We start from the raw sequence: 14544 nt of genomic DNA, 5'->3' as shown, positions 1-14544 counted from the left end.
GCCCGGAGTGCCACCGCACCACTCCCGGACGGTTCGTCCAAGGAGCGGTGCTTCGACACCGGGCGCTGTGAGCGTTGGGCGGAAGCCCGACCGCACGCGGTCGCGCGCTACGAGGCGAGGACCTCGTCGAGCAGCGTCTCCGCCTTGTCCTCGTTGGTGTTCTCCGCCAGCGCGAGCTCGCTGACGAGGATCTGGCGCGCCTTCGCGAGCATCCGCTTCTCGCCGGCCGAGAGGCCGCGCTCGCGCTCGCGGCGCCAGAGGTCGCGGACGACCTCGGCAACCTTGATGACATCGCCCGAGGCGAGCTTCTCCAGGTTCGCCTTGTAGCGACGGGACCAGTTGGTCGGCTCTTCCGTGTACGGTGCGCGCAGCACCTCGAAGACCCGGTCCAGACCCTCCTGGCCGACCACATCGCGCACGCCGACGAACTCCGCGTTCTCGGCGGGCACGCGGAGCGTCAGGTCTCCCTGCTGCACCTTGAGCACCAGGTAGGTCTTGTCCACACCTTTGATCTGGCGAGTTTCGATGGCCTCGATCAGCGCGGCCCCGTGATGGGGGTAGACCACCGTGTCGCCAACCTTGAACGTCATGTGACAGGACCCCTTCCGTGGCTTTCCAGCTTAACACGCTTCTCGGCGCACCCGAAGGGCGTTTTCGCAGGTCAGGGCCGGTCTCGGGGCTTGACAAGGACCCCCATGACGTGCTGCGACCAGTGTTCGAGAAGGGCTTCCCGCAGGTCGGAGGCGGTTCCGGGGTTCGACGAAACCCTTGCGCAACACCCCCGCAACCATGATTGGATCTTGAGCTTTCACCCGTTTTCAGGTCGCGGCCGAATCGTTATTCGATCTTGGTCGAACCTTGTCCGCCGCGTGACCCGGACATGCCGGACGGTGCCGCCGGACGGCCCCGGGCGTACGGCCGGACGGCCCCCGGCGGCCCCCGGGAGTGCGACATGGGGACCACCCCGTGAGGAGCGGATAAGTGAGGTCGATAATCTGAGACCTGACCTACCGACACGTGACCTAGGAGAAGCCGCCGCCGTGAGCCGCAGCCTTCGACGCGGCAGCATCGCCGCCATCGCCGCCATCGCCATCGCCTCGCTGTCCTCCTGCGCCGCCGGCAACACGCCGGACACGCTGCAGATCAAGCCGGACAACGCGGCGGCGACCCTTGGAACGAACCTCCGACTGAACAACATCGTGGTCGTCACCGGGGAGGGCACCGTCGGCGACCACACCGGCCCCGCCAACGTGGTCGTGAACATCGCGAACACCGCGAACACCCCGGCCGAGCTCCAGTCCATCGCGGTCAACGGCACCGCCGCGACCTTCGCCGACCCGGCCGGCGCCCCGCTGTCCGGCATCGTCATCCCGGCCGGTGGCGCCGTGGCGATCGGCGTCGAGGGCAACCCGTCCGCGACCGTCGCCTCCACGACCGTCCACGTCGGCGGCTTCGCCCCCACCACCTTCACCTTCAAGGACGGCCAGAAGGTCGAGACCCAGGCCGGCGTGAGCCCGGACTCGGGCGAGCACGGCAACGGCCTGTACAAGGGCTTCGGGCCGACCCCGTCGGCGACCGCCACCCCCGCCAAGACCACCACCCCCGGTGCGACCGCCCCGGCCACCCCGGCCACCGGCGCCACCACCCCGGGTACCCCGGCCACCGGCACCACCGCCCCGGCCGGCACCACCGCCCCGGCCGTCCCGGCCGCGCACTGACGCCGCTCCCCGGGCCCGCCGGGGACGACGGGAAGGCCCCCTCCGGCTGTTCGGAGGGGGCCTTCCGCGCGCTCGGGAGGTCCGGCGTGTCAGGCGGGCTCCCGGTGGTGCCGTATGGCGCTCCACGGCGCCGTACGGCCCTTCACCGGTCTCGGCCGGCGCTCTTCACCGCGCTTCCCGGCTCCTCACCGGTCGCCGCGGCCCTTCACCGGTCGCCGCGGCTCTTTACGGCTCGAACTTGTAGCCCAGGCCGCGGACGGTGACCAGGTAGCGCGGCGCGCCCGGGTCCGGCTCGATCTTGGCCCGCAGGCGCTTCACGTGGACGTCCAGGGTCTTGGTGTCGCCGACGTAGTCCGCGCCCCAGACCCGGTCGATCAGCTGCATCCGGGTGAGCACCCGGCCGGCGTTGCGCAGCAGCATCTCCAGCAGGTCGAACTCCTTGAGCGGCAGGTCGACCTTGGCGCCGTCCACCGTCACCACGTGGCGGTCCACGTCCATCCGGACCGGGCCCGCCTCCAGGGCGCCCGGGCCGCCGCCGGCGTCGCCCGCGCCGCCGTCCTCGCCGCGGCGGCGCAGCACCGCGCGGATCCGCGCGACCAGCTCGCGGGTGGAGTACGGCTTGGTGACGTAGTCGTCAGCGCCTATCTCCAGGCCGACGACCTTGTCGATCTCGCTGTCCTTCGCGGTCACCATGATCACCGGGACGTTGGAGCGCACCCGGAGCTGGCGGCAGACCTCGGTGCCGGGCAGGCCCGGCAGCATCAGGTCGAGCAGGACGAGGTCCGCGCCGTTGCGTTCGAACTGCTCCAGGGCGTCGGGGCCGGTGGCGGCGACGGCCACCTCGAAGCCCTCCTTGCGGAGCATGTACGAGAGGGCGTCGCTGAACGACTCCTCGTCCTCGACCACCAGTACTCGGGTCACGATCAGGCCTCCGGGGCAAGCTGAGGGGTTGTGTCTGACAGGTGTGCTTTCCGTTCCCCGGCGGGGAACGGACGAGCCGTGCGGCCCGTGGTGAGGGTTCGGGGTGCGGCGGCGGGGCCGGCCGGGTCGCCGTCCGGTCCGTGGTCCGGCGCGTGGTCCGGTTCGTCGTCGAGCGTGTCGTCGAAGTCGTCGTCGAAGCCGTCGTCGAAGTCGTCGGGTCCGTCCTCGGCGGGTGCCTGCCCGGCGGGCAGGCGGATGGTGAAGGTCGAACCCTGGCCCTCGACGCTCCACACCGAGACGGTGCCGCCGTGCGAGGCCGCGACGTGCTTGACGATGGACAGGCCCAGACCGGTGCCGCCGGTCGCCCGGGAGCGGGCGGGGTCGACGCGGTAGAACCGCTCGAAGACCCGCTCGCGGTCCTTCTCGGAGATGCCGATGCCCTGGTCGGTGACCGAGATCTCGATGAGCTCGCCGTCCGCCTCCCCGAGCGCCGCGGCGCTGGAGATCCGGCGGGTGGCGATCGCCACCCGGGTGCGGGGCGGGCTGTAGTTGACGGCGTTCTCGACCAGGTTGCCGAGCGCCGCGGCCAGCTGGCCGCGGTTGCCGTGCAGGTAGAGGCCGGCGATGCCGCCCGCCGCGATCAGGATCTGCTTCGCGGCGGCCTGCTGGCGGCAGCGGTCGATCGCCTCGGCGATCAGCTCGTCCACCGCGACCGGTTCCGGATCGACCATCAGCCGGTCGTCCTGGACCCGGGAGAGGTCGATGATCTCCTGGACCAGGCTGGCCAGCCTGGTCGCCTCGACCTGCATCCGGCCGGCGAAGCGCTGCACCGCCTCCGGGTCGTCGGACGCGTCGGCGACCGCCTCGGAGAGCAGCGACAGCGCGCCGACCGGGGTCTTCAGCTCGTGGCTGACGTTGGCCACGAAGTCCCGGCGGACGGCCTCCACCCGGCGGCGCTCGGTCTGGTCCTCGACCAGCACCAGCACCAGCCGGGAGCCCAGCGGGGCCACCCGGACGGAGACCGCGAGCGGCTCCGCCGCGCGGGCCGCGCCCGGCCGGGGCACATCCAGCTCGACCTGGCGGATCTCGCCGTCCCTCCGGGTGGAGCGGGCCAGCGCCAGCATCGGGTCCACGGCGACGGCGCCACCGCGCACCAGGCCCATCGCGTACGCCGCCGAGCTGGCCTTGACCACCTCGTCGCCCTCGCCCAGCACGATCGCGCAGGAGCGGAGCACGGAGAGTACGGTGTCGACCCCCGGCGGCAGCGGCTGCTCGGGGTTGCCGGTGCCCAGCGACTGGTGCCGGCCCAGGTTCCTGCCGCCTGTTCCGCCGTGCCTGCCCCTGGCCTGCTCGCGCTCGCTCCAACGGAAGGCGATGGAGGCGGTGAGGCCTACGCCGAGCCCGGCTATGGCACAGGCAGCGGCGGCGGCCACGTTCACGTCCATGTGGCCAGCGTAAGCGCACGGTGAGGGCAGTCCCCAAGCGGTGGATCAAGGCATCGACCACGCGTTGCCGAGAATTCACCTTCAGGTAGCCACTGATTCACCGTGGCGGCCGTGCACCGTCGCCCTGACGGCCGAATGTTGGCCGGGCAGCCCGTGTGGGAGAGATCGGTGCGCCGAACAGCGGCCACCGGCTCGGGTGTGCGCGTACGATGCGCGCCACCAGCAGCGGTCACCCGGACACCGGAACGATGGTCGGAAGGGCTGACCGGTCGGCACCGCCACCGACACAGCTACTGAGGAGAGAACATGCGCGACGCGTACCACGAGGAACTCGATGCGATCGGCGACAGCCTGGTCGAGATGGCCCGGCTGGTCGGCTCTGCACTGGGCCGCGCCACCACCGCCCTCCTCGACGCGGACCTGGCGCTGGCGGAGAGCGTGATCGCCGCCGACCAGAAGATCAACGAGCTGCACCACGAGCTGGAGAACCGGGCCATCGACCTGCTGGCCCGCCAGCAGCCGGTCGCCACCGATCTGCGCATCGTGGTCACCTCGCTGCGGATGAGCTCCGACCTGGAGCGCTGCGGCGACCTCGCCCGGCACGTCGCCAAGGTCGCGCGGATGCGCTACCCCGACACCGCCGTGCCCAGTGACCTGCACTCCACCGTCCTGGAGATGGGCCAGCTCGCCCAGCGCCTGGTGGCCAAGGCGGGCCTGGTCATCGCCACCAAGGACGTCGACAAGGCGCTGGAGATGGAGCAGGACGACGACGCGATCGACACCCTGCACCGCGAGCTGCTGTCGCACCTGATCGACGAGCGCTGGCACCACGGCATCGAGACCGCCGTCGACATCACCCTGGTCGGCCGCTACTACGAGCGCTTCGCGGACCACGCGGTGTCGGTCGCCAAGCGCGTGGTGTACCTGGTGACGGGCGAGCACGTGGCCGAGTTCGTGGCCGCCACCGAGGCCGCCGAGGCCGCGCCGGTCGACTGACCGACGGGCCGGTCGGTCGCTGCCGCGGCGGCGCCGTTTCCGGCGGCGCCGCTTCCCGCTCACCCCGAGGGGTGAGTAAACCCGTGGCGAGGGTGGTGCGGGCGCACGGGCTTCCGTGCGCTCCACCACTGCGCGCCCGTTGACGCTCCCTCCGTTCGGCGGTTTCACTCGACGGTGGGGCACCGGAGCGTGCCCGTCACAAGAAGGGGAGCTCGATGAAGGCCAACCCGACCCGACCGGCAACCGCCCACGACACCGTCGAGCCACCCGCTCCGAAGTTCCTTCCCGTCCTCGCCGCCGGCTGCGGCTGCGGCCCCGGCTGCGGCTGCGGCTGCCAGTCCGGCGCGCCCTGCCAGTGCGGCGGCGCGGACGGCGGCTGCTGCGGCGGCCACTGAGCGGCCCGGGGCCGGAGGCCCGAAGGGCTTCGAGGGATCCGGAGGATCCGAGGACTCACGAGGTGCACGGCATTCCGGCGGCCGTACACCTCGTTCGCGTCCGCGTCGGCCCCGCGCGTGCCGGGGCGGGGCACGCCGCCTGTCCGTCCGGACGGGCGGGGCGGGGCGGTCAGAACTGCACGTCGGTGCAGGAGTAGAAGGCGTTCGGGGTGTCGGCGATGTTCCAGACGGCGACCACCACCTGGTGGCCGGTGCGCCCGCTCGGAATGGTCGCGGTGTGGCTGAGCGTGCTCGGCACCTGCACCCCGCCGAACGGGACGGTGAGGAAGGGCGTCAGGTCCAGGTTGGACCGGGTGATCGGCTGGCCGGCGTCGTAGCCCGGCTTGGTCATGTAGTACCGGAAGTCGCTGGTCGCGTGCCGGGCGGTGAACGTCCAGGTGAAGGTGAGCTGCTGCCCCGCCGTCACCTTGGTGGTCGGCCAGGCGCCCGCGTGCGGGTCGTCCAGCTCGGCGAAGCGCGCGTTGCCGCCCGCGCAGATGGTCCCGTCCGAGGGGCCGAGGGACGGGAAGCCCTTGGGGCCCTCGACGCTCTGCGGCTCCCACTGGATGTCGCCGCAGTCCCAGGGGACTCCCTTCACGTGGGTGTCGCAGAGGGCGGCGCGGCTGGGCGGGGTCGAGATCCAGCCGTGGGACGAGGCCGGGAAGGCGAGGGTCAGCGGGATCGCCAGCGCGGCGACGACCGCCCCGACGATGTGGCGTTTGCGCATGGTGCTCCTCCGTGGGGGTGGATGGAGTGTGCGCCGGGGCGCAGACGCGCGCGTGGGGTGCGGCGGCCCGGACGGGGACTTCCTGGCATGCCTGCGCCGGTCCGGTGCCCTCACGGTAGGAGCCGGCCCCGTACCCGTCAATGGTCTGAACCATTTTCTCAGCTGCCCAACTCCCGGGCAGTGCATGCGGATTGACCTCGAACTGACCGAAAGACGAAGGCCCCGCCCCCGGTCTGGCCGGGCGGCGGGGCCGTGTCGCAAGCGGGCTTACTTCTTGCCCTGGTTCTTGACCGCCTCGATGGCCGCCGCGGCGGCGTCCGCGTCGAGGTAGCGGCCGCCCGGGGTGACGGGCTTGAAGTCGGCGTCCAGCTCGTAGACCAGCGGGATGCCGGTCGGGATGTTCAGGCCGGCGATGGCCTCGTCGGAGATGCCGTCGAGGTGCTTGACCAGCGCGCGCAGGCTGTTGCCGTGGGCGGTGACCAGGACGGTCTTGCCGGCGGCGAGGTCCGGGACGATGGCGTCGTACCAGTACGGGAGCATCCGCTCGACGACGTCCTTCAGGCACTCGGTGCGCGGACGCAGCTCGCTCGGGATCTCGGCGTAACGGGCGTCACCGGCCTGCGAGTACTCGGCGTCGTCGGCCAGCACCGGCGGCGGGGTGTCGTACGAGCGGCGCCACAGCTGGAACTGCTCCTCGCCGAACTCGGCCAGGGTCTGGGCCTTGTCCTTGCCCTGGAGCGCGCCGTAGTGGCGCTCGTTCAGCCGCCAGCTGCGGCTGACCGGGATCCAGTGCCGGTCGGCCTTGTCCAGGGCGATCTGCGAGGTGCGGATGGCGCGGCGCAGCAGCGAGGTGTGCAGCACGTCGGGGAGCAGACCCTCGGCGGCCAGGAGCTCACCACCGCGGGCGGCCTCCTTCTCGCCCTTCTCGTTGAGGTCGACATCGACCCAACCGGTGAACAGGTTCTTCTGGTTCCACTGGCTCTCGCCGTGACGGAGCAGGATGAGTCGGTACGTCGTGTCAGCCATGGCCCCCAGCTTAGTGGGGGCCGGAAAACCCCTGGTGGGGACCTTCGGCCGATGTGTAATGTGTGCTCTGCGCATCTGACACTTACATATGTCGGCTGACCGGGCCTGCCGTACCGCTCAGCGGACACCTGCCCTCGGGAGCCCCCACATGCTCGTCACCGCCCGGTTCCGAAGAATGATCCAGGAGACGGCGGGCGGGCTGCCCCGTCAGTTCTGGTGGCTCTGGGTCTCGACGCTGGTCAACCGGCTCGGCGCCTTCGTTGTTCCCTTCCTCTCGCTCTACCTCAGCAGCAACCGCGGGTACTCGATCACCTACGTGGGGCTGGTCTCCGCGCTGTTCGGCCTCGGCGCGGCGGTCTCCTCGATCGTCGCCGGGGTGCTGACCGACCGGATCGGACGGCGTCCGACCCTGCTCGTCGCCCAGCTCGGCACCGCGCTGTTCACCGCCGTGCTCGGCTTCTCGGACGGCCAGGTGACGATCGCGGTGGTGGCCTTCCTGGTGGGCTTCTTCAACAACGCCACCCGGCCGCCCGTCTCGGCGATCATCGCGGACATCGTCCCGGCCGCCGACCGGGTCCGCGCCTATTCGCTGAACTTCTGGGCGATCAACCTGGGCTTCGGCCTCTCCTCCGCGGTCGCCGGTCTGATCGCCACCCACGGCTACCTCACCCTCTTCCTGCTGGACGCGGTCTCCACGGCGCTCTGCGCCGTGGTGATCTTCGTGAAGCTCCCGGAGACGAAGCCCGACACCCCGGCCACGAAGGTCGACGAACCGGCGGTCGGCCTCGGCGCCGTCTTCCGCGACCGCCGCTTCATGGCCGTGGTCGGCCTCACCCTGCTGCTCGCCCTGGTGATGCAGCAGGGGTCGACCACCCTCCCGGTGGACATGGGCCGCCAGGGGGTCACGCCCACCGAGTACGGCCTGGTCATCGGCCTGAACGGGCTGCTGATCGTGCTGCTCCAGATCCCGCTCACCCGGTGGGTCGAGAACCGCAGCCGGTCGGCCATGCTGGCGGCGGCCTCGCTGTTCATCGGCTGGGGGTTCGGGATGACGGCCCTGGCCGGGTCGTCCGCCTGGTTCTACGCCTTCACGGTGGTGGTCTGGACGCTCGGCGAGATCCTCTACACGCCGACCCTGATGAGCCTGATCGCCGAACTGTCGCCGACCCACGCCCGCGGGCGCTACCAGGGCGTCTACTCGCTCTCCTGGTCGCTCGCCTCGTTCGTCGGCCCGGCCGTGGGCGGCGTGCTGCTGGAGCGGGCCGGCGGCGGGGCGCTGTGGGGCGCGTGCGGGGTCTGCGGCACCGTCGCCGCGGCCGGCTACCTGGCGCTGGGCAAGCGGACCGGCGCGGCGCAGGGCCTGCGGACCGGCGGGACCGTCGTCGCCGTTCCGGCGCCCGCGGCCGCGCCCGAGCCCGAGCGGGCTCCGACGGGCGCCTGACCGGCGGGGCGTCAGCCAGCGGGTGTCAGTCGGCGTCCGGGGCGGTGGCCTCGGGCGCCGCGGTGCCGTCCGACCTCGCGGTGCCGTCCGACCCCGCCGTGTCGGCGGACGGTGCCGCCAGGTGGGCGAAGGCGGCCAGGTTGCGGGTGGACTCCCCGCGCTTGGTGCGCCACTCCCACTCGCGCCGGATCGCCGAGGCGAAGCCCAGCTCCAGCAGGGTGTCGAACGGCTCGTCCGCGTTCTCCAGCACCGTCCCGAGCAGCCGGTCCACGACCTCCGGGGTGAGTGCCTCGAGCGGCAGCCGCCCGGCCAGGTAGACGTCGCCGAGCGCGTCGATCGCGTACCCGACGCCGTACAGCCGGGTGTTGCGCTCCAACAGCCAGCGGTAGACGACCTCGTGGTTCTCGTCCGGACGGCGGATCACGAAGGCGTTCACCGACAGGGTGTGGTCGCCGACCCGCAGGGCGCAGGCGGTGCTCAGCTTCCGGGTGCCGGGCAGGGCCGCCACCAGCGTGTACGGGTCGGTGGCGGCCGGCTCCCAGGCCACCCCGGTGTCGTCCAGGGCGGTGCGCAGGAGGGTCAGGGCCTCGTCCTTGGTGCGGATTGCCATGGGGGCGAGGTTACTCGCCGGTACCGGTCGGGCGCAGCCCCTGGCGGGCGCGAGCCGAGGGCCGCGCCGGTCTCAGACCAGCCGCTGCCGGGCCGCGGCGAACCGGCCGGCCGGGCGGGCCAGGCTGCCGGCGTACACCTCGGCGGTGGTCGCCGCGGCGGTGTCCCAGCCGAAGCGGGCCGCGTGCCGGGCCGCCGCCGCGCCGCGCCGCGCCACCAGGCCCGGGTCGGTGACGTACGGCTCCAGCGCGTACGACCACTCCAGCGGGTCGTGGCCGTTCACCAGGCTGCCCGTCTCGCCGTCCCGCACCGCGACCGGCAGGCCGCCGACCGCGGCCGCCACCACCGGGGTGCCGCAGGCCTGCGCCTCCAGCGCGACCAGCCCGAAGGACTCGCTGTACGAGGGCATCACCAGCGCCGTCGCCGCCCGGTACCAGTCCGCGAGCTGCGGCTGGCCGACCGGCGGGTGGAACCGCACCACGTCGCCGATGCCCAGCTGGGCGGCGAGCTTGTGCAGGCTCTCCGGCCGGGCCAGCCCGGTGCCGGACGGCCCGCCGACCACCGGCACCACCAGGCGCTCGCGCAGGTCCGGGCGGCGGTCGAGCAGCGCGGCGACCGCCCGCAGCAGCACGTCCGGGGCCTTCAGCGGCTGGATCCGGCCGGCGAACAACAGCACCGCGGCGCCCTGCGGCAGGCCCAGCCGGGCCCGCGCGGCGGCGGGTGCCCCCCGCCCGGCGGGGCGGAAGACGTCCAGGTTGACCCCGGGGTGGACGACGGCCAGCTGGTCCGGCCGCGCGGCGTAGTGCAGTTCCAGCTCGGCGGCCTCCTCGACGGTGTTGGCGATCAGCCGGTCGGCCGCCTCCACCACCTGGGTCTCGCCGATCACCCGGGCCGCGGGCTCGGGCGTGTCGCCCAGGGCCAGCGCGGCGTTCTTGACCTTCGCCATGGTGTGCATGGTGTGCACCAGCGGCACGCCCCAGCGCTGCGCGGCCAGCCAGCCGACCTGCCCGGAGAGCCAGTAGTGCGAGTGGACCAGGTCGTAGTGGCCGGGCCGGTGGCCCGCCTCGGTGCGCAGCACCCCGTGGGTGAAGGCGCACAGCTGGGCCGGCAGGTCCTCCTTGACCAGGCCCTCGTACGGCCCGGCGGTGACGTGCCGGACCAGCACGCCCGGGGCCAGCTCGACCGTCGGCGCGTCGTCCGATCCGGTCGACCGGGTGAACACCTCGACCTCGATGTTCAGCTCGGCCAGGCGCTTGGCCAGCTCGACGATGTAGACGTTCATCCCGCCGGCGTCCCCGGTCCCGGGCTGGTGCAGCGGCGAGGTGTGCACGCTCAGCATCGCTATCCGGCGCGGGCGGCGGCGGCCGGGCACGAGCGACTGGAGCCGGCCTCGCGCGGGTGCGGCGGGCTGGGCACGGCGTACCGAACGGACCGGGTGCTGGATCACCTGGCTGAAGCCTCCTCTGTGCGGCCCGTCCGGGCGACCCCTCCGGGGCGCCCGCTGTCCGGTGTGCGCTGCCCCGTCCGGGCACACATCACCACCAGTGTGCCAACCGCACGAACCTCGTCCCGCATTCCCGGCCCGGCCCACGGACCGGAACGGACGGCACCGCCGCAGGACGACGGGCATCACCGCCCCGGGTCGACGGACGGCACCGCCCCAGGTCAGCGCGGCCGCTTCGGCGGCCCGACTACCCTTCTGGGCATGGCCGCCTCCTTCGAACCCCCGACCGCCGCGCCCGCCCGCGGGCGGACCGGACGCCCGGTGGGGACGGTCACCCGGGGCACCACCAACACCAACCGGCTGCGCCGGATGGACCGCTGGATCGCCCACGCCCTCGGCCGGACGCTGCGCACCGCCGGGCGGCCGCCGGTCGCGGTGGACCTCGGCTACGGCGCCGCGCCGTGGACCGCCGTCGAGCTGGCCGGGCGGCTGCGCGCGGTGCGGCCGGACGTCCGGGTGGTCGGGATCGAGATCGAGCCGGAGCGGGTCGCCGCCGCGCTGCCGTACGCCGAGCCGCCGCTGCTCACCTTCCGGCGCGGGGGCTTCGAGGTCCCGCTGGACGGCGGGGCGCCGGCCCAGCTGATCCGGGCCGCCAACGTGCTGCGGCAGTACGACGAGTCGACGGTGGCCGCCGTGTGGGAGCGGCTGTGCGCGCGGCTCGCCCCGGACGGGCTGCTGGTCGAGGGCACCTGCGACGAGATCGGCCGGCGGCACGTCTGGGTCGCGCTCGGCCCCGAGGGGCCCCGGACGGTGACCTTCGCGGCCCGGCTGGGCGGCCTCGGCCAACCCTCCGACCTGGCCGAGCGGCTGCCGAAGGCGCTGATCCACCACAACGTGCCGGGGCGCCCGGTGCACGCCTTCCTGACCGACTTCGACCGGGCCTGGGCCGCGGCCGCTCCGTACGGGGCGTTCGGGGCGCGGCAGCGCTGGGTGGCGGCCTGCACGGCGCTGGCGGGCAGCTGGCCGCTGGTGGACGCGCGGGGGCGGTGGCGGCAGGGCGAGGTCACGGTGCCCTGGTCGGCGCTCGCACCGTAGCCGACGGGGGCGGCACAGGAGTGGTGGCGCGTAGCGGGCGGGGCGGCGGGGGTGGCTGGGGCGGCGGCCGGAGAGGTGCCGGGCTCCCGTGCGGGCCGGTGAGCGACCTTATGGATTCACTAGAACGAGTTATCGAATAACTCTGGCGTGTTGACGCCCCGGCAGGCCACCATGGACCCACCGAGCGGCGGTGCCACACCGCTCGGTCGGCACCACGCACGGCCCCGCCACAGGCCCCGCCGTCAGCCCGCCCACCCGGGCAGCTCCCGCCGGGCCCGTTCGAACACCTCGTACATCTCCGACCCGAACAGCACGAACCGCACCTCCGCCAGCTCCGAGCCCGCCTCCGCGTCGCCGCCGTCCAGCACCTCCGCGACGGTGCCGAGCGCGATCCGGGCCGCGTCCGCCGGCGGCCAGCCGTAGATCCCGGCCGAGACGGCCGGGAAGGCCACCGTGCGCGCGCCGAGCCCCGCCGCAGTGCGCAGCGACTCGCGATAGCAGGAGGCCAGCAGCTCCGCCCGCTCCTCGTACTCCTCCGCCCGGTACACCGGTCCGACGGTGTGCACCACCCACCGGGCGGGCAGCCGCCCGGCCGTCGTCGCCACCGCCTGACCGGTGGCCAGCCCCTTGCCGTAGTGCGAGGCACGCAGCCGGCGGCACTCCTCCAGGATCCGCGGCCCGCCCTTGCGGTGGATCGCGCCGTCCACCCCGCCACCACCCAGCAAGGACGAGTTGGCAGCGTTCACCAGGGCGTCCGCCGGCTGCTCCGTGATGTCACCCTCCACCAGGGTGATCCGGGTCACCGCCGCCACTTCCACCACTCCCCTTCCGGGAGTCGACCGGCACCGCCGGGGCGGGAACCGAGCCCTCGTCCGAATCCGTCCACCCCACCACCATCGTCGTGGCAATGACCACAACGGCCAGGTCGGCGACAGAAATCCCCGGAGATCACGTTATGGTCGCGAGAAGTTCCCCGACGCCAGGTCGGGCACTGCGGACGGACGCCGGCCGTTACGCAGTCGGGGAAAGGGAGGAACCACCGATGCCCGCAACGGGAGACGGGCGGGCACCTGGTGCCGCGGACCTGCCGGGCGCCCATGACAGCGCCCCCGTCGGCCATGCCCGCACCCGCAGCACGACCGGCCGGGCCACGGCGGTCTCCCCGATACCCCACCCCCGCTCACGGGCCGCGCGCGCCGGCCACCCGTCCCACGTCGCCGAACCGGGCGGCGGTCCGACGGACGGCCCGGCCGACAGCGGACCGCTGCGGCTGCTGGTCATCGAAGACGACGCCTCGGACGTCCAACTGATCAAGGCCGCCGTGGCCGACAGCGGCACCTCGATCGAGATCCACTGGGCCCGCGGCCTGGACCAGGCCACCGAACTGCTCGCCCCGCCCGCCCCCTGGGCCCGGCGCGGACGTTCCCGGACCCCCGAGTTCGGCTGCGTGCTGCTCGACCTCGCCGCGCCCGCCGACCTGCCGCACCCGGAACGGGGACACCTCCCAGCCGCCCAGACCGGGGGAGCCTCCGACGGGCTGGAGGGCCTGCACGAGCTGCTCCGCCGGGCCCCGCACACCCCGGTCGTGGTGCTCACCGACGCCGCCGGCGCCGAACTCGGCGCGGCCGCCGTCGCGGCCGGCGCCCAGGACTTCCTGCTCAAGCACGACACGGACGGCCCGCTGCTCGCCCGCGCCCTGCGCTACGCCGTCGAGCGCAAGCGCGCCGACGAGTCCCAGCGACGCCTGGTCGAGGCCGAGCTGCGCGGCCAGGAGAACGCCCGCCTCCAGCGCCACCTGCTGCCCACCCCGCTGCTCGACGGCGCCGGGCTCTCCTTCACCCGGCGCTACCGCCCCGGCCGCCGGCGCGCGCTGCTCGGCGGCGACTTCTACGACGCCGTGCGCACCGACGACGGCACCGTCCACGTCGTGATCGGCGATGTCTGCGGCCACGGCCCGGACGAGGCGGCGCTCGGCGTCGCGCTCCGGATAGCGTGGCGCACCCTGGTCTTCGCGGGCCTCACCGGCCAGGCCCTGCTCACCACCCTCCAGCACGTGCTGGAGCACGAGCGGCGCAGCGACGAGATCTTCGCGACGCTCTGCATGCTGGTCATCGAGCCCGGCGGCACCGGCGCCACGGACGGTACCGATGGCGGCCCGGGCGGTTCCGGCGGCGGCCTCGGCCCGCTCGGCGCGGGCGAGCGGGCCCGGCTCTACCTCGCCGGGCACCCGGCGCCCCTGCTGCTCGGCCGCGACCACGAGCCGATCACCCTGCCCGCCGATCTCGCCGGGCCCGCGCTCGGTCTGCTGCCCTGCCACGACGGACAGTCCGCCTGGCCCGCCCAGGATCTCGAACTCCGGCCCGGCTGGCGGCTGTTGCTCTACACCGACGGGCTGATCGAGGGCCGGGTCGGGGCCGGGTCGCGTCGGCTGGGCCAGGACGGGCTGGCCGATCTGATCGGCGATCACCAGGCCGCCGGGCTGACCAGGGGCCGGCTGGTCGACAGCGCCATCGCGGAGGTCGAGGAGCTGAACGGCGGCGCGCTGACCGACGACGTCGCGGTGCTGCTGCTGGAGCGCAGCCCGGTGCAGCTGCTCCTCGGCTGAGGGGTCCGCGGGCCGGCATCCGGGATCGGACGCGCGCCCGGGACCGGACGACGCGGCGGCCCGGGCGGGTGAACTCCCCGCCC

General features: G+C 73.5%; 14 protein-coding genes. 6 read left to right on the top strand and 8 right to left on the bottom strand.

The window, feature by feature from the left end; translation table 11 throughout:
* Positions 1-107: 107 nt before the first annotated feature.
* Positions 108-590, bottom strand: a complete 483-nt coding sequence (locus ACFRAR_RS17365; protein ID WP_014136563.1) for a CarD family transcriptional regulator — start codon at positions 588-590, stop codon at positions 108-110.
* Between the two features lie 450 nt (positions 591-1040).
* On the opposite strand from ACFRAR_RS17365, the gene ACFRAR_RS17360 reads away from it, so the two are divergent.
* Complete coding sequence (locus tag ACFRAR_RS17360; RefSeq protein WP_380698922.1) at positions 1041-1718, top strand: DUF461 domain-containing protein; 678 nt, start codon at positions 1041-1043, stop codon at positions 1716-1718.
* A 225-nt stretch (positions 1719-1943) separates the two neighbouring features.
* Here the strand turns inward: ACFRAR_RS17360 and ACFRAR_RS17355 are convergent, their stop codons facing one another.
* Positions 1944-2639: a response regulator gene (locus tag ACFRAR_RS17355; protein ID WP_380698921.1), complete on the bottom strand. Its 696-nt coding sequence runs from the start codon at positions 2637-2639 to the stop codon at positions 1944-1946.
* Positions 2640-2641: 2 nt separating this feature from the next.
* Entirely contained in the window at positions 2642-4084 is a 1443-nt protein-coding gene (locus ACFRAR_RS17350) for a sensor histidine kinase (RefSeq protein ID WP_380698920.1), read from the bottom strand.
* 306 nt (positions 4085-4390) lie between these two features.
* Between ACFRAR_RS17350 and phoU the strand changes: the two genes are divergently transcribed.
* Both phoU and ACFRAR_RS17340 read left to right on the top strand, forming a co-directional pair.
* Entirely contained in the window at positions 4391-5080 is a 690-nt protein-coding gene (gene phoU / locus ACFRAR_RS17345) for a phosphate signaling complex protein PhoU (RefSeq protein ID WP_380698919.1), read from the top strand.
* Between the two features lie 215 nt (positions 5081-5295).
* Positions 5296-5475 carry a hypothetical protein gene (locus ACFRAR_RS17340; RefSeq protein ID WP_380698918.1) on the top strand — a complete coding sequence of 60 codons (180 nt, stop codon included), beginning with the start codon at positions 5296-5298 and terminating at the stop codon, positions 5473-5475.
* A gap of 169 nt (positions 5476-5644) precedes the next feature.
* Here the strand turns inward: ACFRAR_RS17340 and ACFRAR_RS17335 are convergent, their stop codons facing one another.
* Positions 5645-6241, bottom strand: coding sequence for a lytic polysaccharide monooxygenase (locus tag ACFRAR_RS17335; protein ID WP_380698917.1), 597 nt, complete (start codon positions 6239-6241; stop codon positions 5645-5647).
* Between the two features lie 267 nt (positions 6242-6508).
* Positions 6509-7267, bottom strand: a complete 759-nt coding sequence (locus ACFRAR_RS17330; protein WP_380698916.1) for a phosphoglyceromutase — start codon at positions 7265-7267, stop codon at positions 6509-6511.
* A 148-nt stretch (positions 7268-7415) separates the two neighbouring features.
* Here ACFRAR_RS17330 and ACFRAR_RS17325 point away from each other — a divergent pair, with 148 nt between their 5' ends.
* A complete protein-coding gene (locus ACFRAR_RS17325) occupies positions 7416-8708 on the top strand; it encodes an MDR family MFS transporter (protein ID WP_380698915.1) in 1293 nt (430 codons plus the stop codon).
* 25 nt (positions 8709-8733) lie between these two features.
* Here ACFRAR_RS17325 and ACFRAR_RS17320 read toward each other — a convergent pair whose 3' ends face one another.
* A complete protein-coding gene (locus ACFRAR_RS17320) occupies positions 8734-9318 on the bottom strand; it encodes a YbjN domain-containing protein (RefSeq protein WP_380698914.1) in 585 nt (194 codons plus the stop codon).
* A gap of 72 nt (positions 9319-9390) precedes the next feature.
* Complete coding sequence (gene mshA / locus ACFRAR_RS17315) at positions 9391-10761, bottom strand: D-inositol-3-phosphate glycosyltransferase (protein ID WP_380698969.1); 1371 nt, start codon at positions 10759-10761, stop codon at positions 9391-9393.
* 261 nt (positions 10762-11022) lie between these two features.
* Here mshA and ACFRAR_RS17310 point away from each other — a divergent pair, with 261 nt between their 5' ends.
* Positions 11023-11856: a class I SAM-dependent methyltransferase gene (locus ACFRAR_RS17310; RefSeq protein WP_380698913.1), complete on the top strand. Its 834-nt coding sequence runs from the start codon at positions 11023-11025 to the stop codon at positions 11854-11856.
* 242 nt (positions 11857-12098) lie between these two features.
* On the opposite strand, the gene ACFRAR_RS17305 is transcribed toward ACFRAR_RS17310, so the two are convergent.
* Positions 12099-12659 carry an O-acetyl-ADP-ribose deacetylase gene (locus tag ACFRAR_RS17305; RefSeq protein WP_380698968.1) on the bottom strand — a complete coding sequence of 187 codons (561 nt, stop codon included), beginning with the start codon at positions 12657-12659 and terminating at the stop codon, positions 12099-12101.
* Between the two features lie 239 nt (positions 12660-12898).
* Here ACFRAR_RS17305 and ACFRAR_RS17300 point away from each other — a divergent pair, with 239 nt between their 5' ends.
* Complete coding sequence (locus tag ACFRAR_RS17300; RefSeq protein WP_380698912.1) at positions 12899-14461, top strand: SpoIIE family protein phosphatase; 1563 nt, start codon at positions 12899-12901, stop codon at positions 14459-14461.
* Positions 14462-14544 lie beyond the last annotated feature (83 nt).

This window comes from Kitasatospora sp. NPDC056651 (assembly GCF_042792155.1).
In the GTDB taxonomy this organism is placed as follows: domain Bacteria; phylum Actinomycetota; class Actinomycetes; order Streptomycetales; family Streptomycetaceae; genus Kitasatospora.
The sequence above is the reverse complement of the archived record's forward strand: the minus strand, read 5'-3'. Positions and strand labels throughout refer to the sequence as shown.